The 24,362-nt window shown below is 60.2% G+C and carries 23 protein-coding genes and 1 pseudogene; 15 read left to right on the forward strand and 9 right to left on the reverse strand.

Annotated features, from left to right (window positions below; translation table 11 throughout):
- Nucleotides 1–11 precede the first annotated feature (11 nt).
- Together IMCC21224_RS05920 and IMCC21224_RS05925 are read left to right on the forward strand one after the other, a co-directional pair.
- Entirely contained in the window at nt 12–479 is a 468-nt protein-coding gene (locus IMCC21224_RS05920) for a DUF4864 domain-containing protein (RefSeq protein ID WP_369796008.1), read from the forward strand.
- A gap of 178 nt (nt 480–657) precedes the next feature.
- Nucleotides 658–2,943: a glycosyl hydrolase family 28-related protein gene (locus tag IMCC21224_RS05925; RefSeq protein WP_047994563.1), complete on the forward strand. Its 2,286-nt coding sequence runs from the start codon at nt 658–660 to the stop codon at nt 2,941–2,943.
- A 75-nt stretch (nt 2,944–3,018) separates the two neighbouring features.
- Here IMCC21224_RS05925 and IMCC21224_RS05930 read toward each other — a convergent pair whose 3' ends face one another.
- Nucleotides 3,019–3,501: a HugZ family protein gene (locus IMCC21224_RS05930; protein ID WP_047994564.1), complete on the reverse strand. Its 483-nt coding sequence runs from the start codon at nt 3,499–3,501 to the stop codon at nt 3,019–3,021.
- Between the two features lie 188 nt (nt 3,502–3,689).
- On the opposite strand from IMCC21224_RS05930, the gene parA reads away from it, so the two are divergent.
- The 5 genes from parA to IMCC21224_RS05955 all read left to right on the forward strand — a co-directional run bounded on the left by parA (nt 3,690) and on the right by IMCC21224_RS05955 (nt 6,645).
- A complete protein-coding gene (gene parA, locus IMCC21224_RS05935; protein WP_047994565.1) occupies nt 3,690–4,331 on the forward strand; it encodes a ParA family partition ATPase in 642 nt (213 codons plus the stop codon).
- A 28-nt stretch (nt 4,332–4,359) separates the two neighbouring features.
- On the forward strand, nt 4,360–5,202 hold the full coding sequence (locus tag IMCC21224_RS05940) for a DUF6206 family protein (protein ID WP_047994566.1): 843 nt from the start codon (nt 4,360–4,362) through the stop codon (nt 5,200–5,202).
- Nucleotides 5,203–5,256: 54 nt separating this feature from the next.
- The gene (locus IMCC21224_RS05945; protein WP_047996907.1) at nt 5,257–5,574 is read left to right on the forward strand and encodes an antibiotic biosynthesis monooxygenase; all 318 of its coding nucleotides are present in this window, start codon (nt 5,257–5,259) and stop codon (nt 5,572–5,574) included.
- 66 nt (nt 5,575–5,640) lie between these two features.
- Nucleotides 5,641–6,048 (forward strand): universal stress protein, encoded by a 408-nt coding sequence (locus tag IMCC21224_RS05950; RefSeq protein WP_047994567.1) that lies wholly within the window; start codon nt 5,641–5,643, stop codon nt 6,046–6,048.
- Between the two features lie 48 nt (nt 6,049–6,096).
- Nucleotides 6,097–6,645: a hemerythrin domain-containing protein gene (locus IMCC21224_RS05955; RefSeq protein WP_047994568.1), complete on the forward strand. Its 549-nt coding sequence runs from the start codon at nt 6,097–6,099 to the stop codon at nt 6,643–6,645.
- A gap of 110 nt (nt 6,646–6,755) precedes the next feature.
- Here IMCC21224_RS05955 and IMCC21224_RS05960 read toward each other — a convergent pair whose 3' ends face one another.
- Together IMCC21224_RS05960 and uvrB are read right to left on the reverse strand one after the other, a co-directional pair.
- Nucleotides 6,756–7,142, reverse strand: a complete 387-nt coding sequence (locus tag IMCC21224_RS05960; protein WP_156178149.1) for an excinuclease ABC subunit B — start codon at nt 7,140–7,142, stop codon at nt 6,756–6,758.
- Nucleotides 7,143–7,241: 99 nt separating this feature from the next.
- On the reverse strand, nt 7,242–9,428 hold the full coding sequence (gene uvrB, locus IMCC21224_RS05965) for an excinuclease ABC subunit UvrB (protein WP_047994570.1): 2,187 nt from the start codon (nt 9,426–9,428) through the stop codon (nt 7,242–7,244).
- A 196-nt stretch (nt 9,429–9,624) separates the two neighbouring features.
- Here uvrB and IMCC21224_RS05970 point away from each other — a divergent pair, with 196 nt between their 5' ends.
- The 4 genes from IMCC21224_RS05970 to serA all read left to right on the forward strand — a co-directional run bounded on the left by IMCC21224_RS05970 (nt 9,625) and on the right by serA (nt 14,170).
- On the forward strand, nt 9,625–9,936 hold the full coding sequence (locus IMCC21224_RS05970; protein ID WP_047994571.1) for an ETC complex I subunit: 312 nt from the start codon (nt 9,625–9,627) through the stop codon (nt 9,934–9,936).
- Between the two features lie 206 nt (nt 9,937–10,142).
- A complete protein-coding gene (locus IMCC21224_RS05975) occupies nt 10,143–11,069 on the forward strand; it encodes an MYG1 family protein (RefSeq protein ID WP_047996908.1) in 927 nt (308 codons plus the stop codon).
- Nucleotides 11,070–11,316: 247 nt separating this feature from the next.
- Nucleotides 11,317–12,498 (forward strand): phosphoserine transaminase, encoded by a 1,182-nt coding sequence (locus tag IMCC21224_RS05980; RefSeq protein WP_047994572.1) that lies wholly within the window; start codon nt 11,317–11,319, stop codon nt 12,496–12,498.
- 76 nt (nt 12,499–12,574) lie between these two features.
- Nucleotides 12,575–14,170, forward strand: coding sequence for a phosphoglycerate dehydrogenase (gene serA / locus IMCC21224_RS05985; protein ID WP_047994573.1), 1,596 nt, complete (start codon nt 12,575–12,577; stop codon nt 14,168–14,170).
- 99 nt (nt 14,171–14,269) lie between these two features.
- Here the strand turns inward: serA and IMCC21224_RS05990 are convergent.
- Together IMCC21224_RS05990 and IMCC21224_RS05995 are read right to left on the reverse strand one after the other, a co-directional pair.
- A pseudogene (locus IMCC21224_RS05990) lies at nt 14,270–15,309 on the reverse strand (cytochrome d ubiquinol oxidase subunit II).
- Nucleotides 15,284–16,672 carry a cytochrome ubiquinol oxidase subunit I gene (locus tag IMCC21224_RS05995; protein WP_047994574.1) on the reverse strand — a complete coding sequence of 463 codons (1,389 nt, stop codon included), beginning with the start codon at nt 16,670–16,672 and terminating at the stop codon, nt 15,284–15,286. Before IMCC21224_RS05995 ends, IMCC21224_RS05990 begins: the two are co-directional and overlap by 26 nt.
- Nucleotides 16,673–16,928: 256 nt before the next feature.
- On the opposite strand from IMCC21224_RS05995, the gene IMCC21224_RS06000 reads away from it, so the two are divergent.
- Both IMCC21224_RS06000 and IMCC21224_RS06005 read left to right on the forward strand, forming a co-directional pair.
- Nucleotides 16,929–17,363 (forward strand): universal stress protein, encoded by a 435-nt coding sequence (locus IMCC21224_RS06000; RefSeq protein WP_047994575.1) that lies wholly within the window; start codon nt 16,929–16,931, stop codon nt 17,361–17,363.
- Between the two features lie 40 nt (nt 17,364–17,403).
- Complete coding sequence (locus IMCC21224_RS06005; protein ID WP_047994576.1) at nt 17,404–18,969, forward strand: sodium:alanine symporter family protein; 1,566 nt, start codon at nt 17,404–17,406, stop codon at nt 18,967–18,969.
- Between the two features lie 99 nt (nt 18,970–19,068).
- Here IMCC21224_RS06005 and IMCC21224_RS06010 read toward each other — a convergent pair whose 3' ends face one another.
- The 4 genes from IMCC21224_RS06010 to puuE form a co-directional block, all read right to left on the reverse strand.
- Nucleotides 19,069–20,424: a uracil-xanthine permease family protein gene (locus IMCC21224_RS06010; RefSeq protein ID WP_047994577.1), complete on the reverse strand. Its 1,356-nt coding sequence runs from the start codon at nt 20,422–20,424 to the stop codon at nt 19,069–19,071.
- A gap of 65 nt (nt 20,425–20,489) precedes the next feature.
- Nucleotides 20,490–20,987 (reverse strand): ureidoglycolate lyase, encoded by a 498-nt coding sequence (locus IMCC21224_RS06015; protein ID WP_047994578.1) that lies wholly within the window; start codon nt 20,985–20,987, stop codon nt 20,490–20,492.
- Nucleotides 20,988–21,024: 37 nt separating this feature from the next.
- Nucleotides 21,025–21,840, reverse strand: coding sequence for a bifunctional allantoicase/(S)-ureidoglycine aminohydrolase (locus tag IMCC21224_RS06020; protein ID WP_047996909.1), 816 nt, complete (start codon nt 21,838–21,840; stop codon nt 21,025–21,027).
- A 17-nt stretch (nt 21,841–21,857) separates the two neighbouring features.
- Nucleotides 21,858–23,273 (reverse strand): allantoinase PuuE, encoded by a 1,416-nt coding sequence (gene puuE, locus IMCC21224_RS06025; protein WP_047994579.1) that lies wholly within the window; start codon nt 23,271–23,273, stop codon nt 21,858–21,860.
- A gap of 154 nt (nt 23,274–23,427) precedes the next feature.
- Here puuE and uraH point away from each other — a divergent pair, with 154 nt between their 5' ends.
- A complete protein-coding gene (gene uraH, locus IMCC21224_RS06030) occupies nt 23,428–23,787 on the forward strand; it encodes a hydroxyisourate hydrolase (protein WP_047994580.1) in 360 nt (119 codons plus the stop codon).
- Between the two features lie 95 nt (nt 23,788–23,882).
- A complete protein-coding gene (gene smpB, locus IMCC21224_RS06035) occupies nt 23,883–24,356 on the forward strand; it encodes an SsrA-binding protein SmpB (RefSeq protein ID WP_047994581.1) in 474 nt (157 codons plus the stop codon).
- The last annotated feature ends 6 nt before the right edge of the window (nt 24,357–24,362 follow it).

Raw genomic sequence — 24,362 nt, forward strand, 5'->3', positions numbered from 1 at the left:
CAGGCTGCGCTTTGACCAAAGGCGCGGTCGCATTACCTTATTCTACATTCTTTGATGTGGAGAGAGTGATGCGTGGTTTCATGATTGGTTTGATAATGGCGGCCCTGTTCAGCGGAGCAGCCTTGGCCCAGACTTCGGACAATGCCGAGATTCAAGGTACGATCCGTTCGCAGATAGATGCCTTTCTGGCGGATGATCTGGACAGAGCTTTTGGTTATGCCAGCCCGACAATTCAGGGGTTGTTTGGATCGGCTGGTAATTTTGGCAAGATGGTTCAACAAGGGTATCCGATGGTCTGGCGGCCCGACGACGTCCGCTTTGGTTCGCTGCGCCAGATTGAGGGCAATATGTGGCAGCAGGTGATCGTGCGTGACGGGCAGGGCATGACCCATGTTTTGGACTACCAAATGGTGATGCAGGACGGGGAATGGCGCATTGGTGGTGTGCAGATACTGCAACAGCCTGAAGTCTCTGCCTGAGCGCTACGCCAACTTTCGGGGTTTGATCCGGCCTGCGCGTTCTTATCTGGCCGGGCGCGGTATCGCGGCGAAGATGCAACACCGACCGTTACGGTGGTGTCGGACGGCGTTAACCCGGCGGCACTAGGTCTTTTTCCAAAGCGGGGGCACCCCCTGTTGCGTGAGGAAAGGGACAGCAATGAACAAGGCGATTACCGAGGGCGTGGTGTTTATGCCAACGACGTTTGGCGAAGGACTGAGCGTCTGGTCGCGCGGGGACGGCGTGCCGGGGTCGAACACCTATGCCAGCCTCGCGACGGCGGCGTATGTCCCGGCAGATCAGGATTTTGCCGGTTGTCTTGAACTGCAAAAGACCGACGCTGTGCAGAAGCTCCGCTATATGGGTCAAACCGCGATTCTGCCGGGTTGCTATCTGCGGGTGACGGCGCGCGTCAAAGTGATCTCGGGGAATTTGCCGGCCGTGCGGATTGCGGGCTGGGCCGGGACCTCGGGCGGCGGTCATGTCGCGGGGCTGACCGAGGTCGGGCCGTCCACGGCGCTGACTGGCTACGGCGAAGTGGTCGAAGTCAGCGCCATCATTGGCACCGGCAATCGTGGCGGTGTGGACATGGTTTGGGGTATGCAGCCAACCTATGGTCATTTTGGACTGGATCTGACCGGACCAACGGGCGGCGTTGTTCGGATCGACGATATTGTCATCGAAGATATCACCGACGTCTTTTTGCGCGACCTGATCAACACCGTCGATGTTCGCGACTATGGTGCGGTGGGCAATGGCACGACCGACGATAGTGCCGCCTTTGAAGCGGCGGATGCCGACGCTGACGGGCGCGAGATATTTGTTTCGAAAGGTACCTTTTACCTTGGGCAGTCGGTGACCCTGGACAATCGGGTCGCGTTCGAAGGGTCGGTGACGATGCCGGTGGATGCGATCCTGTCGCTGACCCGGAATTTTGACCTGCCGGCGTACATTGACGCTTTTGGTGGCGACGAGGAGATGGCGTTAAAAAAGGCAATCCAGTCGCTGCTGAACAACGCCGATCACGAGAGTCTGGATCTGGGCGGGCGGCGGGTGTCACTGACCGAGCAGTTGGACGTCCAGGCGGCGGTGCCGAACCGCGACAGCTATGCCCAGCGACGTGTGATCCGTAACGGCCAGTTGCGTGCCGAAACCAGCGGCACCTGGGATCCGATCGTGGTGACCAGTCAGGCAAGCTATTCTGCGAGCAATTCGACACGGCTGACAGGCGTAACCAATGTGGCCAACGTGCGGGTCGGATCGTTGGTCGAGGGGGCAGGCGTCGGCCGTGAGATCTATGTCCGGTCCAAGAATATCGCCGCGCAGGAGGTCACGCTGTCGCAACCGCTATCGGACGCGCAGGGCACGCAGAACTATACCTTTACCCGGTTCCGGTATCTGCTGGATTTCAGCGGGTTCGACAGGCTCGATCAATTTGCGCTTGATGACATCGAATTCCAGTGTGCTGAGCTAGCCAGCGGGGTGCTGTTGTCGCCTTTGGGGACGATTATGCAGTTTTCGGGCTGCACCTTTAACCGGCCGGGGCATCGGGGCATCACGTCACCCGGTGAGGGGTGTCAGGGCATGCTGATCGACAATTGTCAGTTCATTAGCGCCGAAGGCGGGGTGTTGACGCAGAACCGCAAGTCTGTAGCGATCAATGCCAACGCAAATGACGTCAAGGTCCGCAATTGCCGTGCCTCGCAGTTCCGGCACTTTGTGGTGCTGAGTGGTGCGCAGTCGGTGGTGCAGGGCAATCATGTCTTTCAGGGTGATCCTGCATCAAGCGGTATCCGCAGCGCCGGTATTCTGTTGTGTCTGAAGGCGACCAACGCCACAATCACCGGAAATTACGTCGACAATTGCCATATCGAATGGACTAACGAACGTGAACCGGAACCGGATTACGTCAGTGGGTTCGGCTTTGCCGGCCTTACCATCACCGACAATGTGTTTCTGTCGTCGAACGTGGCGCCGTGGTTTTCGTTCATCGTGGTCAAACCCTATGGCACTGGCCATTTTCTGAACGGGTTTAACGTATCGGGGAACACGTTCCGCTGTGTTGGCACGACGATGAACAAAGTCGAGCGGGTCGATACCAGTTTTGCCGAGTTGGACCTGACCAAGATGAAGAAGGTATCGTTCAGCAACAACACCTTCAACAACATCGAATACGCGGTCGCCAACCCTGCGGTGGTTTCGCATTCGCAGAACACCCATGCGGCGGTCTGGCCTGTGTCGTTCGCCAACAAGCTGCCGTTCAACGGGTTGTCCAAGGACGTGGACGCGGTGGTGTTGCGTGGCCGGTTGCGCAACGAGGCGAATGTTAGCGCTTTTGACAATCCTCATACCGAGATCAGGCTGGGGCCAAACCAGGATCAGATCCATCTGACGTTTTCGGCGCCGATGCGGGGTGATGTGAACGTAACCGCGCGCATGGATTAACGCGTACTGTTTGACCGGCGCATCGCGGTGTGAAGGTCATTTGGGCTGTCCTTGGGGAGCAGGGCGGCCCTTTTTCTATGGAAGCAGGTCCTGTGGTGTCAGCTCAAACGCCTTGCCAAAGCCGCCATTCAGGAAGGCGGCCGAGATGTCGAACCGGAGCAGGGAAAAATCGGCAAATCCGATATAGAGTTTCGCCTTGGGTTGATGGGTCAGGTAGTGGGCGGCTAGCGTTGCGTGATCTGGCGTGCCATGCCGGATAAAACGCGCCGTGCCTTGCAGGCTTAGGCGCGGCCAGGTCAGCGGATCGCCGGTCTCACCCGGTTCGCCGAGCATGAGTGCGCATACCGGGTCAGATTTGAGCGCGCGGCTATGCTGTGACAGGTCCGACACTAGGCTAAGCGGCAGGCCGTCTGGCCCCGGCACGACCCCGATACGACTGACCATCGGCGCGCTGGTCGCAGGGTCGCGGGTCGCCAGCGCACCAAATCGGGCGTCGGAGATCAATGATTGGGCAAGCTGTCGTGCCTCATCATCGGTGTGGCGGATCGGCGATGTCATGCGCAATAATAGCGCGGTACGCCCTTAGCCGGTAGCCCTTGAAAGTGCCGCATATCCCACCGCGAAAACAGGGTGCCCGCGCTAAAGCCGGTTGGTTCAATGGGCTAACAGTCATGAATTGTGGTCAATCCCATGCCGCACGTGCGACACAGGAGGTGAATACAGGGGCGAATCAGGGAATTTTGGCCATGACAGGCTATGTCATCACGGTCGCGCAGCAAAAAGGCGGGTCAGGCAAGACGACGATGGCCGCCAATCTGGCCATCGGCTTTCGTCGCGCGGGCAAGAGTGTTGCGCTGATCGACACGGACCCGCAGGGGTCGTTGGGGCGCTGGTTTATGACCCGCCTCGATACCGACGAATCGCTGGTGGAGGGGATGGAGTTTGCCACTTCATCCGCGTGGGGGATCACCTATGAGATCCGCAAGCTGACCGACAATTTCGATGTGGTGATCGTTGATACGCCGCCCAAGGCGGACAGCGATCTGCGCCCGGCCCTGCGCGCGGCGGATCTGGTGATTGTTCCTGTCTCGATGAGCCACGTGGATCTTTGGGCGACCGAGGGGGTCCTGGATCTGACGCGCCGCGAGGACAAAGAGGCGCTGGTGGTGATCAACCGGGCGCGCTCGGGTACGCGGTTGTCGGCAGATGTGGCGCAGGCTGCGGCCAAGCTGACCGCGCGCATCGCTGCGACGCAATTCGCCAACCGGGTGATCTATGCCGAGGCGCTGGGCAAAGGGATGGGTGCTGCTGAAATTGGTAAGTCGCCGGCGCGCGATGAGGTGGATGCGCTCACTGCAGAGGTGGCGGAGCTGCTGGCGACCCGTTAAACAGGGCGCAACTGCCAAGGAGAGCCCGATGCATGACCTCGACGCGCTGCGCGCCCTGATCCGTTCCGACAGCGAGACGCGGGGCCAGACAATCTCGAAACTCGGGTATTTCTGTGCGCCGTTCCGGCCTGCGACGGGGCCATATCAGGACAAGGTGATCAAGGTGTACCGCGGCTTGCGCGATGCGGCGGCACTGGACCGGCTGGCGGTGTGTCATGACGACTATGTGGCGGCGTTGCTGCGGACCGGGGTGCCGATGCCGCAAACCGAATTCACGCTGCTCGACATCGACGGCGCGCGTATTCCCGTGATCGTTCAAGAGGCGCTGCCAGCTGACAGCATGATGCGACCGCAGATGCAGCGCGCGGACTTGCCGCAGACGCTGGCCATGATGCAGGCCGCAGGTGAAGTTATCGCCAGTTTCTGGAACAACGCTGACCAGATCGGCACGCGAATCGGTTTTCACCCCTCGATCCGCAATTTTGCGATTGTCGACGGCAGCGCGGTGTTTTTTGACACCTTCCCGCCGCTGATCCATTACAGCCGCGCGGAAATGGGCCGGATGCTGCTGCAATTTTCTGACAAGCGGCTGATGCGTCTGATCGGACCGCTGATGCAGACCCGTGTCACCGGAATTCAGGATGAATGGTATTCCGCGCCGGAAACGCTTGTCGGCTTGGTTGGCAGCGCCTGCCGTCTGCGCCCCGACGATGCTCAGGCCTATCTGGACTGGGGCAGGGGGTTTGCGCGGGACGAAATGCCACGTTGGGCGGATGCGGCACTGCGCGGCATGGCCGAACCGCCGCGCCTGCCGGGATACTGGACCGGATTTCGCAAGCTTTTGGGCCTGCAGGGCGAACCAAACGTCTGAGCATTAGGCAACCTGATGGATTGATGGCAATATGGGTCGACAATGGAGGATACCATGCCACAAATCACCTGTCCCACCGATATCCAGACGGTTTTGACAACGTTCGAAATGACCCCTGGCACCTGCCAGGATTTGCTGGACGAACTGACAGACGCCTATGACAGCTTTATCTCAAAGCAGACGGGGTTTCTGTCTGCGGGTCTGCATGTGAACGATGCCCAGACCAGAATCGCCAATTATTCGCAATGGGCCCGCCGCGAGGATTTTCAGGCTATGTTGCGCAGCACCGAAATGCGCGAACGCAATCGGCGGATTCATGCACTATGCCGCAGTTTCGAGCCAGTGATGTACGATGTGGCCGCCGTTTTCTGATCAGGATCAAGGCGCGCAGAGGCAATACGTCCCAAGATATCGCCATGAGACAAAGGAGTACCGCTCATGTACCGCAACATCCTTGTACCCGTCGCGATTGGCGACGAAGCTCGCTCCTCAGCCGAGCTTGACGTCGCCCGGAGCCTTCTGTCCGAGGGAGGGGTGATTACCCTCATCCATGTGGTCGAACCGATCCCGGTCTACGTGACCGCCTACGTCGCAGTGGATATCATGGCCCAGTCGCATGGCGCGATGAGGGCTGAACTGGAACAACTGGCCAAGGATCACGGTCCGGCTGAAACGCTGCTGATCGAAGGTCATCCTGGTCGCACGATTGTCGAACATGCCAAAACCAAGGCTGCGGATCTGATTGTCATGTCGGCACACCGGCCTGGCTTTGAGGACATTTTTGTCGGATCCACCACGACATATGTGGTTCGGCATGCCCCTTGTACGGTTCACGTTGTGCGGTGATTGACTTTGCCTCCGCTTGTGCCATGTGGCGGGGCGGAGGTGCGGCGCATGGATGATCTGAGCCTGGGGACCCGTCAGCAAATGCCAGAGGGGCTGCGTGCCCTGCTGGCCGAGTTTCCGCGTGACGGATGGGAACGGCATCGTCATTTTGCCGGTCTGGTGCAATTCTGGCTCGAACGGCATATGATGTTTCGCCAGTTGCGCACTGTGATGCAGCAGGATGTCGAGGCGGCGATGGACAAAAAGATGCCCGGGCGCGAGCAAGCCTCGCGCTTGTCGCGATTCGGCGGCATGATGGTCAGCCAATTGCACGGCCATCACCAGATCGAAGACGCGCATTATTTTCCGGTATTGGGCCGGATGGAACCCAAGCTGGGCAAAGGGTTCGACATTCTTGATGCCGATCATCACGCGATGGACGGGTTGCTGAACCGGTTCACTGAATCCGCCAATGCAGTGCTACAAGGCAAAGGCGAATTGGGAACATTCCGGCAAGAATTGCTGTCTTTTGGCACGCTGCTCGAACGGCATTTGGAGGACGAAGAAGACCTCATCGTGCCGGTGATCCTGCGCCACGGTCCGGGCAAGCTGGAATAGTGACCCGTCCGGGACTCCGCGGATCTCTGAGGGGATGTGTTTGGCGGACAGGCGGCATCAGTCACGCTTGATTGTGTGGACGGTCGCTCGCGATCAGTCCAGAAGGCGGGTCAGGGAGTAGTTTCGGCTTCGGCATAGACTGCCCGGCATTGCGTCGCACCGGCATCGGCGGACCGTTGCAAGCCGGGCAACTGATTGCGCAGATCCTGCGCGCGGCGCCGTACTTGTTCCAGATCGACATTTTCGCGCCGTGTCACGGTTTGGTACCGTTCCCGGAAACAGGGATAAAGTTCGCCGTCCGAGTCACGGCATCTTCCGAAATATGGCACTGAAACCTGAACCCGGCGCAGGGCGTATCCTCGCGCCAGCGTCGCCTCGGCCTGCTGCAACTCCGCAAAGGCGGCGCGGTAGGTCGCGCTGGCCTGATTCACGCAACGCTCGACCGGTGTTGCGCAGGCTGCAAGCAGCAGTAGCGGAAAGAGAAAGGCGAGTCGCATGTCACCAAGATAGTGATGGCACAACAATTGCCAAGTGTTCTGCTGTTTGGGGGCGGAAATCGGGACGTTGTCCGCCGTCCGTATGGTGACGCCTTTCTGTCAGCGCCCCCGTCGCGGCTTGCCTCCGCGCATGCCGCCCCGGCCGGCGGTTGAGCGGCCTCGTCCCTTGATCGCCTCTTCCGACGCCTTTTCAACCGCGTATTGCCGCGCCATCGGATCGTCCGAAATCGCGAGATCCACCGCCTCCAGCCGCTTGACCTCGTCACGCAGGCGGGCGGCCTCTTCGAACTCCAGATTCTCGGCGGCTTTGCGCATGTCGGTGCGCAGCCCCTCAAGCACAGTCTTAAGGTTGCCGCCGTGGGCCTTGTCGATCTTGGCTGTCACCCGGTTCATGTCGGCATCACCTTTGTAGAGCCCTTGCAAGATGTCATCGACATTCTTTTTGATCGTCGTCGGGGTGATGCCGTGTTCCAGATTGTAGGCAACCTGTCTGGCACGGCGGCGATCGGTTTCGCCGATGGCCCGTTCCATCGAGCCGGTGATGCGGTCGGCATACATAATCACCCGGCCTTCGGCATTGCGCGCGGCGCGACCGATGGTCTGGATCAACGAGGTTTCCGAGCGCAAAAAGCCCTCTTTGTCGGCATCCAGAATCGCGACCAGACCACATTCGGGAATATCAAGGCCCTCGCGCAGCAGGTTGATACCAATCAACACGTCGAACGCGCCCAGACGCAAGTCACGCAGGATCTCGATCCGCTCGATCGTGTCGATATCTGAGTGCATATAGCGTACGCGGATGCCCTGTTCGTGCATGTATTCGGTCAGATCCTCGGCCATGCGTTTGGTCAGCGTGGTGCAGAGGGTGCGGTAACCGTCAGCGGCAACTTTACGTACCTCGTCCAGCAGATCGTCGACCTGCATCTCGACCGGTCGGATTTCGATCTGCGGATCGACCAGACCGGTGGGGCGGATGACCTGTTCGGTAAACACGCCGCCAGTCTGCTCCATTTCCCACTTGGCCGGCGTGGCCGAGACAAACACCGATTGCGGGCGCATGGCGTCCCATTCCTCGAACTTCAGCGGGCGGTTGTCCATGCAGGACGGCAGGCGAAAGCCATGCTCGGCCAATGTGAATTTGCGCCGGTAGTCGCCCTTGTACATGCCGCCGATCTGCGGGACCGAAACGTGGGATTCATCCGCGAAAACAATGGCATTGTCGGGGATAAATTCGAACAGGGTGGGGGGCGGCTCACCCGGTGCGCGACCAGTCAGGTAACGGGAATAGTTTTCGATGCCGTTGCAAACGCCGGTGGCCTCAAGCATTTCCAGATCAAAATTACAACGCTGTTCCAGCCGCTGCGCCTCTAATAGTTTGCCGTCGTTCACCAGCTGGTTGAGGCGCTCTCGCAGCTCTTTCTTTATGCTGATGATCGCCTGAGTCATCGTCGGTTTCGGCGTGACATAGTGCGAGTTGGCATAGACGCGGATGCGGTCAAAGCGGCCAGTTTTTTCGCCGGTCAAAGGGTCAAATTCGGTGATCGCTTCCAGTTCTTCGCCAAAGAATGACAGCTTCCAGGCGCGATCTTCGAGGTGGGCGGGAAAGATTTCCAGCGAATCGCCACGCACCCGGAACGACCCGCGCTGAAAGGACGCGTCGTTGCGCCGGTATTGCTGCGCGATCAGATCCGCCATCACTTTGCGTTGGTCGTATTCCGAGCCAACAATCAGGTCTTGGGTCATGGCGCCGTAGGTTTCGACCGAGCCGATGCCATAGATGCAGGACACCGAGGCGACGATGATCACATCGTCACGTTCGAGCAGCGCCCGGGTGGCCGAATGGCGCATCCGGTCGATCTGTTCGTTGATCTGGGATTCCTTTTCGATAAAGGTATCGGACCGCGCGACATAGGCTTCGGGCTGGTAGTAGTCATAGAAGCTGACGAAATATTCGACCGCGTTGTCGGGAAAGAACCCCTTGAATTCACCGTATAATTGCGCGGCGAGCGTCTTGTTGGGGGCAAGGATAATGGCGGGGCGCTGGGTCTCCTCGATGATCTTGGCCATGGTGAATGTCTTGCCGGTGCCGGTCGCGCCCAGCAGAACCTGATCGCGTTCGCCCGCACGCACACCCGCCGCCAGGTCACGGATCGCGTTCGGCTGATCACCTGCAGGCTCAAATTCGGTGGCCATGCGAAAGGCGATCCCCCCTTCGAGCTTTTCGCGGGTCGGGGGTGCCGGGGCGTGCAGAACCGGCGCGGTCTTGTCGGAATGGGCAAAGGCCATGACGGTTCTCCTTGGGCTATGCCCTAAGATTGATCTTCTTTTGTTCGCCTTCAAGGGGGGCTGCTGACAACCACTGGCAGGAGCCGGGGTAAGTTGACGGATCAACCGACCACCGTTCCACGGCATATGACATTTTGCGGCTCTTGCCGAGCGGGCAATAAATGCCGATAAGAGGACAGATCAAGGAGTGGATGCCATGCGCGCGCGTATTTATCAGCCTGCCAGAACGGCCATGTCCTCGGGGCAGGGCAAAACCCGGCACTGGGTTCTGGACTATGCACCCGACTCCGCGCGCGAGGTTGATCCACTGATGGGCTGGACGTCGTCAAACGACACCCAGGCACAAGTGCGGTTGCGGTTCGACACGAAAGAAGCGGCGCTGGAATACGCCCGCGAGCATGGCATCAATGTCGACGTGTCTGACCCGAACAAGCGCAAACCGAATATCCGTCAGCGCGGCTATGCGGAAAATTTTGCTGTCAATCGCAAGAGCGTCTGGACGCATTAGTCGCTGTAGATCGGGGCAAAGCCATCTCGGAAACGGGGTGAAGATCCCGCAAGGCGGATGTCTATTCTACACGTTGTGGATCAATTTGCGTTGCGGCGCACGATTTGGTTTGTGACCGGTCCACACAGAATCACCCTCAGAACAACCCAAAGGGCGGCCAATTGGGTCGCCCAAATCAATTTAAGCCCGACTGGAGCCTGTATCTGATGACGATCACCCACCTTGTGACCCATTCCGGCGGCTTTCATGCCGATGAGCTATTGTCCTCTGTTATTCTGTCTCGGCTGTTTCCCGGGGCCGCCTTGATCCGCAGCCGGGACAAGACGTGGATCACTCCGGACAATGGCCGGATCATTTATGATGTTGGTGGGGATTTTGATGCCGGGGCACAGATTTTCGATCACCACCAGCGCCCCAATCCGCTGCGCGAAGATGGGCAACCTTACAGCTCTTTTGGGTTGATCTGGGCGCAGTATGGCCGCGATTATCTGCGTGCGATGGATGTACCTGAGCAAGACATCGAGGCGATTCACGCCTCGTTTGATCGCGGTTTTGTGCTGCCGATTGACCTCGTCGATAATGGCGCAGTCAACACATCCGAGGCGGGGCCGCTGTTTTCTGGCATGACGTTGCCGGTGTTGCTCGAAAGCCTGAAAACCGTGTTTGATGATCGCGAAGCGGACGCAGACGATCGTGCCTTTATGGCGGCATTGCCGGTGGCGCGCGCGCTTGTCGAAGCTCAGATAAACCGCAAAGCCGCCAAGTTCCGCGCCGAAGCCATGGTGATGAACGCCATCGAGGCCGCAGGCGAGGGCCGTGTGCTGGACCTGCCGATGGGCATGCCGTTCCGCGCCGCCGTTGAAAAGACCGGGGCAGATCACCTCCTGTTCGTCATTCACCCGCGCGGCAGCGATTGGACCCTGACGACGATTCGCGTGGGTGACGATACGTTCGACAACCGCGCCGACCTCCCCGCGGCCTGGGCGGGGCTGACCGACGCGGCGCTTGAAAACGCCAGCGGTGTCGCGGGCGCGAAGTTCTGCCACAACGGTCGGTTTATTGCGGTCGCTTCCTCCCGCGAAGCTGTGTTGAGAATGGCAGATATTGCCGTGGCCGAGGCTTTGGCTGAATAGCTTTCGCCCGGATGCCGGATCGCTTTGTCTTTCTGGGTGAAACTGCCGAAAGGGCAGACGGACTCGCCTGTGGCGAAAGCGCCAATGCGGTGGGCGGCTGATCCACGTCCCGTTTTGTGTCGCATTACGCCGCATGAAACTGCGGGAACAGAGTCAACAGGGCTTGCTTGTTGTATGCGGTTTGGATAATCCCGGCGGCGGGACACCCTTCCCCAACGAAGGGCGCTTATCTGGAAGGATAGCACCAATGGCTATTACACAACCGGCATCGCGCGGCGACGCGCGTAAACCTGACACGCGGCCAGCCAACCCGCGATTCTCGTCTGGCCCTTGCGCCAAACCCCCTGCATTCGAGCTGAGCAAGCTGGCTGACGCCCCTCTGGGCCGGTCGCATCGCGCAGGTGTTGGCAAGGCCAAACTCAAGGCGGCCATCGAAGGCACTCGCGAGATCCTGAACATCCCGGCAGATTATCGAATCGGTATCGTGCCTGCCTCGGACACAGGCGCGATGGAAATGGCGATGTGGTCGCTGCTGGGCGCACGTCCCGCGACCATGGTCGCGTGGGAAAGCTTTGGCGCGGGCTGGGTCACGGACGTGGTCAAGCAGCTCAAGATCGAGGCCGAGGTCAAGACTGCCGAATACGGTGATATCGTCGATATGGCAGCGGTGGATTACGACACCGACGTCGTGTTCACCTGGAACGGCACAACCTCGGGCGTGCGGATGCCGAACGGCGATGCGATTCCGGCGAACCGTGCCGGTCTGACCATCTGCGACGCGACTTCCGCGGCCTTTGCGCAGGATCTGCCGTGGGACAAGCTGGATGTGACGACCTTTTCCTGGCAGAAAGTGCTGGGCGGCGAGGCTGCACATGGCATGATCGTACTGAGCCCGCGCGCGGTTGAGCGGCTGGAAAGCTACTCTCCGGCTTGGCCTTTGCCCAAAATTTTCCGCATGACCAAAGGCGGTAAGCTGATCGAAGGCATCTTTGTGGGTGAGACGATCAACACTCCGTCGATGCTCGCGGTTGAGGATTATTTGCTGGCGCTCGACTGGGCGCGGACCGTCGGTGGGCTGAGTGGCCTGATGGCTCGCGCCAATGCCAACGCGCAGGCGATCTTTGACTTCTGCGATGCCAATGACTGGATTGCCAATCTGGCGAACGATCCAGCGACCCGGTCGAACACTTCGGTCTGTCTCAAGTTCACCGATGCGCGGATCACGGATGGTGCTGCTTTTGCGAAAGCGATCGCGAAACGGCTTGAGGCAGAAGGTGTGGCGCTGGATGTCGGGGCCTATCGTGATGCCCCGGCGGGTTTGCGGATCTGGTGTGGTGGTACGGTTGAGACGGCGGATATCGCCGCGATGCTGCCGTGGCTCGATTGGGCATTCCATGCCGAGATCGCGGCGCTGACCCAGCCAGCCTGAATCAGAATTTTCTGCGAAAATTCGTGGGCCGCGCCTGTGGCCCAAGCCTTTCCCTATTCTTTGAAGGACCACCAAAATGGCCCCCCGCGTACTCATCTCTGACAAACTCTCTGACGCTGCCGTGCAGATCTTTAAGGATCGCGGCATCGACGTCGATTTCCAGCCCGATCTGGGCAAGGACAAGGACAAGCTGGCCGAAGTGATTGGCCAGTATGACGGCCTTGCCATCCGGTCCGCCACCAAGGTGACGGAAAAGATCCTGGCCGCTGCGACCAACCTCAAGGTTATTGGCCGCGCCGGGATAGGGGTCGACAACGTCGATCGTGAGGCCGCATCCAAGAAGGGTGTGATCGTCATGAACACGCCTTTTGGCAACATGATCACAACCGCCGAACATGCCATTGCGATGATGTTCGCCGTGGCACGGCAAATCCCCGAGGCCAGCGCCTCGACCCACGCGGGCAAGTGGGAAAAGTCCAAGTTTATGGGGGTCGAGCTGACAGGCAAGACGCTGGGCGTCATTGGCGCCGGCAACATTGGCGGTATCGTCTGCGACCGTGCTCGTGGTCTCAAGATGAAGGTCGCGGCGTATGACCCGTTCCTGAGCCAAGAAAAGGCCGACAAGATGGGTGTTGAAAAGGTCGAACTTGAAGATCTGCTCAAACGTGCCGATTTTATCACCCTGCACGTGCCGCTGACCGACCAGACCCGCAACATCCTGAGCCGTGAAAATCTGGAAAAGACCAAGAAAGGCGTGCGGATCATCAACTGTGCCCGTGGCGGTCTGGTTGACGAACAGGCGCTGGCGGATCTGCTCACCTCGGGCCACGTGGCCGGAGCGGCGCTGGACGTTTTTGCGGTTGAGCCTGCCAAGGAGAACCCGCTGTTCGGCCTTCCGAACGTGGTCTGCACACCGCATCTGGGTGCCGCGACCACCGAGGCACAAGAAAACGTCGCGCTTCAGGTTGCCGAGCAGATGTCGGACTATCTGCTGACCGGGGCCGTGACCAACGCGCTGAACATGCCGTCGGTGACAGCCGAAGAAGCCAAGGTGATGGGCCCGTGGATCAAGCTGGCCGATCACCTGGGGGCCTTCATAGGCCAGATGACCGACGAGCCGGTCAAGGCGATCAACATCCTGTATGATGGATCGGTGTCGACGATGAACCTTGCGGCGCTGAACTGCTCGGTCATCGCAGGGATCATGAAACGTGCCAATCCGGATGTGAACATGGTCAGCGCGCCGGTGATCGCGGCTGAGCGGGGGGTCAACATCTCGACCACCAATCAGGCCAAGTCGGGCGCCTTCGACGGGTATATCAAGGTCACAGTGGTCACTGACAAACGCGAACGGTCGATTGCCGGCACAGTGTTCAGCGATGGCAAGCCGCGGTTCATCCAGATCAAGGGCATCAACATCGACGCCGAGGTGGGGGCGCATATGCTCTATACCACGAACGAGGATGTCCCCGGCATCATCGGTACGCTGGGAATGACCATGGGTGAGAACGGCGTGAACATCGCCAACTTTACCCTTGGCCGGTCGGCGGCCAAAGGAGAGGCGATTGCCCTGCTTTATGTCGACGACGTGGTGCCGAATGATGTGATCGGCAAGCTGCATGCGACAGGCATGTTCCGCCAGATCAAACCGCTGGTGTTTGACGTCGCCTGATTGACGGGGCCTGATTGACGGGGCCTGATTGACGGGGCTGTGAATGAGAATGGGCGCCGCGCTGATTGCGAGGCGCCTTTTTTCACGGGCGCCGCCGCCCTATTGGTAGCTGAGGGCCGTCGCCTTGCCGCGAAACACCGTATAGGCCAGTGCGGTATAGATCAGGATCATTGGCAACACGACGCAGGTGCCGGCCAGAATGATGATCAGACTTTCCGGCGCGCTCGCGGCCTCGTAGATGGTCAGCCGATCCGGCACCACGTAGGGGTAGAACGAATATGCCATCCCGGCAAAGCCAAGCACAAAGATCAGGATCGTCAGGACAAAGGGGACCCATGCGCCACGGTCGCCCTCGGCTGGCAATCTGCGCAAGGACCACCAGAGCGCCGCGATCAGCAGCAGCGTCACGACTGGCATAGGGGCCAGCAGCGCCACGTCCGGCCACGTGAACCATTTGTCAAAGATCCGCGCGCTCACAAGCGGCGAGGCCAGCGATACCGCGCCCATGCCCAGCACCACCCCCAGACGCCGCCGCGTGCCCAGTTGGCGGCCTTGCGCTGCAGCGCGCCTTCGGTCTTGAGGATCAGCCATGTTGCCCCGATGAACGAATACGCAACTGTCAGAAACACCGCTGTCAGCGTAGCAAAGCCGACGTGGAACAGCGTCCAGTCCAGCCCCATGATATACATGCCCAGCATCAGCCCCTGACACAGCGCGGTGATCAGGCTGCCTGTGAAAAACGCGTGGTTCCATAGCGGCTTCCAGCGTTCGGGAGCCTTGGCCCTGAATTCAAACGCCACGCCACGCAGAATCAACCCCATCAGCATCAGTGCCACCGGCAGATAAAGCGCGGTCAGAATGTCACCATGCGCAGCGGGAAATGCGACCAGAAGCAGGCCAATCGCCAGCACCAACCAGGTCTCGTTCGCGTCCCAGAACGGACCGATTGACGCGATCATCCGGTCCTTTTCCGCGTCATCCGCCAGGGGAAGCAGCACCCCCACGCCAAGGTCAAATCCATCCAGAACCACATAGATCAGGATGCTCAGCCCCATCAACGCGCCAAACACAAAAGGAAGCCAGACGTTCGGATCACCAAAGAGATACATCGCGCTACTCCGCCACAGCCGAAGCTGCATTCGCCGTCGCCTGACCCGAGGCCGGGCGCTGCCCGACCTTTTCGCCGCGTGCGGCCTTTCGTGCCAGATAGAACAGCACACTGATATACGTGCCCAAGAGCAGGGCATAGATCGCAAGATAGGCGATCAGCGTGGTCAGCACCATGCTAGCCTCGACCGGGCCCACAGCCTGTTCGGTGGTCAGAACGCCACTGACCAGCCAGGGTTGCCGACCGATTTCGGTCGTGTACCAACCCGCCAGCGTGGCGACCCAGCCCGAACCGGCCATTGGCACCAGCGCCCAGAGCAATGGGCGGGGCAGTCCCTCGATCCCGCGCCCGCGCAGTGTCAGCGCAACCGCGACCCAGCTGATGAACAGCATCGCAAAGCCGGTGCCGACCATCACGCGAAAGCTAAAGAACAGCGGCGCGACGGGGGGATGCATCACGGTGCCATCCGCGCTCACATAATCGTTTAACCCCGGCACGACGCCATCGGCGTGGTGGGTGAGGATCAGCGAGGCACCGTTCGGTACAGAAATCTCAAACCGGTTTTCGCGCGCGGCTTCGTCGGGAATGGCGAACAGCACCAGCGGCACGTTTGGCCCGGTGTCCCAGTTGGCCTCCATCGCGGCGATCTTTTGCGGCTGGTATTCCAGCGTGTTCAGACCGTGCATGTCGCCCGCCACGATCTGAATCGGGATCAGCGCGGCGGCCAGCCACAGCGCCGTCGTCAGCGCGGCCCGAACCGAGCGGCCATGATCCCCCAACAGCCAGCGAAAGGCGGAAAGCCCGGCAATCAGAAAGGCCACAGTCAAACCCGAGGCCAGCAGCATATGCGCCAGCCGGTAGGGCATCGACGGGTTGAACAGGATCGCCAGCCAGTCGATTGCGTGGGCCACGCCGTCGCGCATCTCGAACCCCACCGGGGTATGCATCCAGGAATTCAGCACGATGATCCAGAACGCAGACATTGTCGTGCCAAAGGCGACCAGGAATGTGGCCAGCGTATGCAGCCAGCCCGGCACTCGGGAAAACCCGAACAGCATGATGCCCAGGAACACCGCCTCAAGGAAAAAGGCGGTCAGCACCTCGTATGCCAGCAGCGGCCCCGCGATATTGCCGACGGTTTCCATGAAACCGGGCCAGTTGGTTCCGAACTGGAACGACATGGTAATGCCTGACACGACCCCCATGGCAAAGGTCAGGGCGAATACCTTGACCCAGAACCGATAGGCTTCCATCCACTTGATGTCGTCGCTGGCGGCGTAGCGCAGCTTGAAAAACAGCAGCACCCATCCCAGCGCAATGGTGATGGTCGGGAACAGGATATGGAACGAAATATTCGCGCCAAACTGGATTCGGGACAGGATAAGTGTGTCCATGAAGTCTGCCCTCCGGGCTTGTGGTACTGGTCTGCACTGCAAAGATAGGGAGTCGCAAGCCGTAGGCGACCCCCTGCGACAACAGGCGCAGGTTGCGCCTGTGCCGAGAACTTGACCGTTTGGTGACAATCCTAGCGCGAACATCGGTTCTGCGGTGTAAAAATGCGCATATGCATATTTTTTACCCGCAGGCGCAATAATTGGCGTTAGGCTTCCTGAACGTCACCAGAGACGTGGACACTAAGGGAGTTTTCATATGTCGGGTAAATTCGTCGTCGGATACGACGGCAGTGCAGCGGGCCGACGCGCGCTCGACTTTGCGCTGGACCGCGCAGAGACGCAGGGTGGCAGCGTTGTGCTGGCGCATGTGCTGGAATGGTCGCCCTATTCGTTCCTGACCCCGATGGAGCTGGAAGAGCGACACAAGCGCCGCGGAGAAGAGCTCGAGCGGGCCGAGACCGCGATCATGGCACCCATTCGCGACAAGGTGGCCGAACGTGGCGTGCCGGTCGAGACGGTGATCAAATACGGTCACATCGCGGAAAAGCTGTGCGAGATCACCAAAAGCGTGGGTGGAACGCAGATGGTCGTCGGCCGGGACGGCACCGGGGCGCTGGCGAGTCGTGTGTTCGGATCGGTCGCGGGCACATTGGTGCAGATTGCGCCGGTGCCCTGCACCATCGTCCCATGACCGCATAGGGCAACAAAAAACAACAGACAGGGATAGACACATGCAAACGATACCTCGCGCAGCGGTTGCTGCGACACAACGCGCGGCACTGGCTGCGGCAGCATTGGCGCTGGCCGCCGGGCAGGCCGGGGCGCAGTCGATTGACGATCAGGTGAATGCCATGTTCGCCTCGTCGACCGGCTGGTTCGTGAATTTCATCTTTAGCCCGTTCCCCGGAACATCGTTCCCGTGGATCGTTGGCTGGCTGGTCGTCGCGGCGACGGTTTTTACACTCTACTTTGGTTTTGTGCAGTTTCGCTACTTCGGACATGCTATTTCGCTGGTCAAAGGCGACTATTCTGATCCCGATGACGCGGGCGAGGTCAGCCATTTTCAGGCGCTGGCCACGGCGCTGTCGGGGACGGTGGGTCTGGGAAACATTGCGGGCGTCGCGGTGGCCATCGGCATTGGCGGACCCGGCGCAACCTTTTGGATGATCCTTTGTGGTCTGTTGGGCATGGCGTCCAAATTCACCGAATGTACGCTGGGCGTGAAATACCGCAACGAATATGCAGATGGCACCGTTTCGGGTGGCCCGATGTACTACCTGACCAAGGGGTTTGCCGAGCGCGGCACGCCGGGTGGCAAATTCCTTGCCGTGCTGTTTTCGATCTTCTGTATCCTTGGCGCGCTGGGCGGCGGCAACATGTTTCAGGCCAATCAGGCGCATGCGCAGCTGACCAACGTTCTGGGTGACTATCCGGGCTGGATCACTGGCGTGATCTTTGCTGGTATTGTGTTTGCCGTGATCATCGGCGGGCTCAAGTCCATCGCGCAGGTCACCGAAAAGGTGGTGCCGATCATGGGCGTGCTCTATGTCGGGACGGCGTTGATCATCATCCTGTTGAACTACGATCAGATCGGCTGGGCCTTTGGCCAGATCTTTGCCGGGGCCTTTACCGGACTGGGTGTTGCCGGCGGCTTTGTCGGGGCGCTGATCCAGGGCTTTAAACGGGCGGCGTTCTCGAACGAGGCGGGCGTTGGCTCTGCCGCGATTGCCCACTCGGCCGTGCGGACCAAGGAACCGATCACCGAAGGCTTCGTGTCACTGCTGGAACCGCTGATCGACACGGTGGTGATCTGCACGATGACCGCGCTGGTCATCATCATCACCGGTCAGCTTGTGTCTGATCCCGAAACCGGCCTGTATCTGCTGAACGACGCCGGCACGGCGATCAAGACGGTGGGTGATACGTCCGGTGTGGCGCTGACCTCGGCGGCGTTCTCGGCCTCCTTCGGCGGGTTCAAGTACATCCTTGCGATTGCGGTCATCATGTTCGCCTTTTCCACGATGATCTCGTGGTCCTACTACGGGCTCAAGGCGTGGACCTATCTGTTCGGTGAAGGCAAGACGACCGAACTGGTGTTCAAGGTGATCTTTTGCATCTTTGTCGTCATCGGCGCGGCGGCAAGTCTGGGACCGGTCATCGACTTTTCGGATGCGGCGATCTTTGCCATGGCGATCGTCAACATCACGGGCCTGTATTTCCTGATGCCCATCGTGATGAAAGAGCTGAAGAGCTATACGACACGGTTGAAGGCGGGCGAGATCAAGAAGTTCGTCTGATCCGTCGCGATTCTGTTACACGTGAAAAGAGCCGGGAAATCCCGGCTCTTTTTTTGTGCTTGCCCCGAGGGGTGTGACTGCGCATTTCCCGGTCGGGTGTTAGTCTAGATCTTCGGGCAGCAGCAGGTTCAGCACAATTGACAGAAACGCCGCTGGCAGCAGGCCACTGGTCAGCAGGATCTGCGCGGTCTTCGGCATGTGCTGCAGGGCGCCCGGCTCAAGCTGAAGACCAAGGCCGACCGATAGCGACACGGCAAAGATCACCATGTTGCGGCGGTTCCAGTTCACGTCAGACAGCATCGACACGCCGGCGGCGCAGACCATACCGAACATCACGATCACACCACCGCCCAGCACGTTGATCGGTACGGTCGACACGGCTGCGCCGACCTTGGGCACCAACCCGCAGAGGATCAGGAAAATGGCGCCGATGGTGACGACGTGGCGGCTCATCACGCCTGTCATCGAGATCAGTCCGACATTTTGCGAGAATGAGGTGTTGGGCAGACCGCCGCAGGTGCCGGCAATCGCGCTGCCCAGACCATCGGCAAAGGTCGCGCCGGTGATTTCCTCATCCGTCGCCTCGCGGCCTGCGCCGCCTTTGGTGATACCGGACACGTCACCGACCGTCTCGATCGCCGAGATAATCGCCATAAAGCACATGCCAATGATGATGGCGGTGTTGAACTCGATCCCCCAGCGGAACGGATCGGGCAGGGCAAAAGACGACGCCCGGCCGATATTGGCAAAGCTGACCTGCCCAAAGGCCATAGAGACCAGATACCCCGCGACCAGACCCACAAGGATGGCCGCGACCGACAGCAGCCCCCTGCCAAAGAACTTGATCGCCAGCGTCACAACGACAACGGTCAGCGCCGGGACCCAGAAGGCGAGCGTGCCGTATTCTGGGGTGCCGATCTTGGGGACACCACCGGCGGAATACTGGATGCCGACGCGGACCAGCGCCAGACCGATCATCAGCACGATCAGGCCGGTGACAAGCGGCGGCAGGGCAAACCGGATGCGCCCGATGAATGTTCCGATGACGGCGTGGAACAATCCGCCGATCATCACGCCAGTCATCAACCCGGCTAGACCGGCAGTGCCCTGTCCCGCCACGGCGGGGATCATGACCGGCAGAAAGGCAAAGCTGGTACCCTGAACAATCGGCAGACGCGCGCCAACCGGTCCAAAGCCGATGCACTGAAACAGCGTCGCGATACCGGCAAAAAACATCGACATCTGGATCATGTAGGTCATATCCGGAAAGCCGAGCGCCCCCTGATCCGAGCCAAAGCCAATTCCGGCTGCACCGCAGACGATGATCGCAGGGGTGACGTTGCTGGCGAACATCGCCAGAACGTGCTGAATGCCGAGGGGTACGGCTTTGGCCAGTGGAGGCGTATAATTCGGATCGGCGAGCTGCGCCGGAGTCCCGAGGCTTGCGTCAGTCATTGGATACTATCCCTTTCGTTGGTGTACGCCGCCTTCTTGCCGGGCGGTCGGATCTGGTTAAGGCGCTAGGCTCGCGCGTCTGTGTCGGTGATGGTGACTGGCTCTGTCAGCCGAAATTCTTCGAGGTTTGCGGTATCGCCGATGCGATCCACGACAGCAAAGAGGCCGGGTGCCGCAAGGGGCGTCAAGACGCCGTGCCATGTGCCGCGATGAAAATTTACGCCCTGGCCCGGATTCGCCAAAAATGCATGCAGCGGACCGGGTTTCGGGCCGGGCTCGGCCACAATCACCAGCCATGGATTGCAATGCATCGGCACAAACGCTTGCGAGCCGTCTGGATGCCGCTCGACCAGATCACAGACATAGGGCAGGCTGCGCGGGGTGGCGTCAAACATTGACAGGCCTGCGCGCCCGTCAGGCCCGAAATCCAGCGTTGCGCGGTCATGATAGCGACCGCAGAAGCCAGCATTGATGATCTTGTCCGGCGCGCCGCGCACCTCAAGCACATCGCCATATGGCGCAAATTCTTCGGTGGTGAGCGGGCGTACGGTGACTGCCTTCATGCGGACACTGCCATCAGCGCGGCGGACAAGTGCAGGTTCACAGGCTTAGCCCCGGGTGGCGGTTGACGTCCTTGTACAGCAGATAGCGGAACGGCTCGTCCCCGGTGGCGATGCAGGCCTGCGGGCAGAACGCGCGCAGCCACATGAAATCGCCGGGACCGACATCGACCCAATCGGTATTGAGCAGATAGCGCGCCGTGCCCTGCAACACGTAAAGCCCGTGCTCCATCACATGGGTTTCGGCAAAGGGAATGCGCCCGCCGGGCTGGAAGGTCACGATATTGGCGTGCATATCATGGCGCAGATCCAGCGGATCAATAAAGCGTTGTGTCGCCCATTTGCCATCGCAATCGGGCATCGCGGCCATGGGCACATCGCTTTCATGCACCACGCGCGCTTCGGGCGTCTGGATGCCACGCACCGCCGCATAGCGTTTGCGAATCCAGTGGATGCCGCAGGGTTCATCCGACACATTCCAGATCGTCCAGACCGCGCTGGGCGGTAGATAGACATACGATCCGGCAATCAGATCGTGGGAATCCCGCCCCAGCGTCAGCCGCGCCGCGCCAGAGGCGACAAACAGCACGGTCTGTGCCTCCATATCCGGCTCGGGCTGATTGCTGCCGCCGCCGGGGGCCAGTTCGATGGCATATTGCGCAAAGGTTTCGGCAAAGCCCGACAGGGGCCGCGCCAGGATCCAGGCCCGTGTCGACACCCATCCCGGCAGAAAACTGGTGACGATGTCACGCATGGTCCGGGCGGGGATCACCGCATAGGCGGTGGTAAAGATCGCCGCGCCCTCGGGGCTTTCGGATTGATCCGGTAACCCGCCGGGGGGAAAGGCATAGCGGATTCGGGGGGCTTCGTGTTTCACAGCATCTCCTCCAGCCGAAGTCGGGCGATGCGTTCGACCTGCGCGCAGGCTTCGGCAAACTCGGTCTCGGTGTCATTGTTTACGCGACGCTCAAAGGCGGCAAGGATCGTCGCGCGGGTGTTGTCGCGCACGGCAATGATAAAGGGAAAGCCGTGTTTGGTGGTATAGGCGTCGTTGAGCGCGGTAAAGGCGCTGCGTTCGGCATCCGTCAGCGCATCCAGTCCTGCGCTGGATTGCTCAGCGCTCGATTCGGCGGTCAGCCGTTTCGCCGCCGCCAGTTTGCCGGCAAGGTCAGGATGCGCCGTCAGCACACCAAGCCGCGCCTCACGCGGGGCAGACCGGAACATTCGCGCCAGCGCGTTGTGTAGCCCGGCGGGGCGGTCATGGGCCGCTCCCAGCTCGAGCTCCCAGGCCTGTTCGGCGATCCATGGGCTGTGTTCGAACACGCCGCCAAAGGCCGCGACAAAGGCGTCGCGGTCCATCTGGCTGGGGATCATCGCGGGTGTCACGGGCGGGTTTGTCGCGGTCCAGTGCTGTGCGATGTCGATGCGCCGCGGGCACCAGACGCCGGAATGCGCCTGAATATGGTCGATGAACCGCTTTAGTCCGGCAATCTTGCCCGGACGCCCAATCAGGCGGCAATGCAGACCGATACTCATCATCGCGGGGCGGCCTGCCTGACCTTCTGCATAGAGCGTGTCAAAGGCATCGCGCAGGTAGGTAAAGAACTGCTCGCCCGTGGTGTACCCCGGCGCGGTGGCAAACCGCATGTCGTTCGCCTCAAGCGTATAGGGAATAATCAGCTGATCGCGGGTGCCCACCTTTAGCCAATACGGCAGGTCATCGTCATAGGTGTCCGAGATGTAGTCAAAGCCGCCCTCTTCGGCGACCAGTCGCACGGTGTTTTCCGAACAGCGCCCAGTGTACCAGCCGCGCGGGCGGGTGCCGACCACTTCTGTGTGCAGGCGAATCGCCTCGGCGATGGCGGCGCGTTCCTCGTCTTCGGGCATATCGCGGTGTTCGACCCACTTCAGGCCGTGGCTGGCGATTTCCCAACCGGCGTCCTGCATCGCCTCAAGCTGCTCTGGGCTGCGGGCCAGCGCCGATGCGACGCCGTAGATGGTCAGCGGGATATCCGCGCCCGTAAACAGCCGGTGCACGCGCCAGAACCCGGCGCGTGCACCGTATTCATAGATCGAATCCATGTTCCAGTGACGTTGACCCGGCCAGGACGCGGCACCGGCGATGTCTGACAGGAACGCCTCGGATCCGGCATCACCGTGCAGGACGTGATTTTCGCCGCCTTCTTCGTAATTCAGGACAAACTGGACGGCGACGCGCGCGTCGTTCGGCCATTGGGGATGCGGCGGCTGTGCGCCATAGCCGATCAGGTCGCGCGGATATCTGTGCATTGAAGGGTCCTTTTGACGTGTTCCGCTTGTAATCCACAAAATCATCGCGGATTTTCAAGAAAATTCGCAAAGACCTTCGGTGATGGCAATGGGCGCGAGTCGCGCCTGCAATTGCGACACAAGGTCCCAAGACCGCCCGACAAAGGAGCATCGCATGTCCGAAGGCTATCTGACCACCCATGTTCTGGACACCGCACGCGGTTGCCCGGCAGCAGGGATTTCCATAGCGCTGTATCGCATCAGCGGCAACAGCCACACGAAGATCGCCGAGATGGTGACCAACAACGATGGCCGCACCGACAGCCCGATTCTGCCCAAAGGCAAAATGAGTGCGGGCGAGTACGAGCTGATCTTTGTCTGTGGACCCTATCTGGATGCGCACAAAATGACGGGCGGCGCGGTCAAGTTTCTTGACACGATTCCGATCCGGTTTGGCGTCGATGATGAGGCCGCGCATTACCACGTGCCGCTGCTGCTGTCGCCCTATGGATACAGCACCTATCGCGGCAGTTAGAGGCACCGACTAGAGACACCGACCGCGCCACCTTGTGAAGTCGGGTAAGATCCATACATGGACAGCATCGCAATCGCAGTGTAGCACGTCCCGTCATGGCCCAGACAAAGACAGACCCCAATTACAAAGTCCTCTCCGAGAACCGGCGGGCGCGGTACGATTATGCCATCGAGGATGACCTCGAATGTGGCATCATCCTGCAAGGCTCCGAGGTCAAGTCGCTGCGCGAGAATTCCGCCAATATCGCCGAAAGCTATGCCGCCGTGGATCAGGGAGAGCTGTGGCTGGTGAATTCCTACATCGCCCCCTACGAACGGGCGATGTTCAAGCACGAGGAACGCCGCCGTCGCAAACTGCTGGTCAGCCGCAAGGAACTGGCGAAGTTGTGGAACGAAACCCAACGCAAGGGCATGACGCTGGTGCCGCTGGTGCTGTATTTCAATCACAAGGGCATCTGCAAGATCAAGATCGGCATCGCCAAGGGCAAGAAGAACCACGACAAACGCGAATCTGACGCGAAACGCGACTGGGGCCGCCAAAAGGCGCGGCTGCTGCGTCAGAACAGCTGAACGCGG

Source organism: Puniceibacterium sp. IMCC21224 (assembly GCF_001038505.1).
GTDB lineage: Bacteria > Pseudomonadota > Alphaproteobacteria > Rhodobacterales > Rhodobacteraceae > Puniceibacterium.